Below are 352 nucleotides of genomic sequence, written 5' to 3'. Positions count from 1 at the left end.
GCATGAGTGGTCGATCCAGTTCGTGCCCAACGCCTTGTCGACGGCGGCAGTGGACAGGTCGCTGCCGCCACACATGCGGCACATCGCGGCATCGCCGAGCAAGGCGGACATGGACGCTACCGGAGCGGGGCGACCTGCCATCTCCCACCCGAGTCGCGTTGGAGGTGCGGTCATGACCTCACCTCCAACGCGAGCAGCAGCCCGCAGCCGTAGGCTTTGCCTGAACCGATACCTGCTGTGCGGAGGGCGTGGAGAGCCGCAGCGTCCACGACACTGCCGGCGGCGATGAACTCGACTCGCCGCAGCGTGACAACATGGCCAGGCTTGCTGGTGACGACGGGCGTCAGCCCCT

At 67.3% G+C, this 352-nt stretch carries 1 protein-coding gene; it reads right to left on the bottom strand.

Features of this window, described 5'->3' with window-relative positions; genetic code table 11:
- Positions 1-170: 170 nt before the first annotated feature.
- On the bottom strand, positions 171-352 hold a 182-nt coding region (locus tag Q5762_RS37490; RefSeq protein WP_315896784.1), incomplete at its 5' end, for a type I-E CRISPR-associated protein Cas6/Cse3/CasE.

Origin of the sequence: Streptomyces sp. P9(2023), assembly GCF_032436795.1 — a bacterium.
Taxonomy (GTDB): Bacteria; Actinomycetota; Actinomycetes; order Streptomycetales; family Streptomycetaceae; genus Streptomyces.
This window is presented reverse-complemented; position numbering and strand designations above follow the sequence as displayed.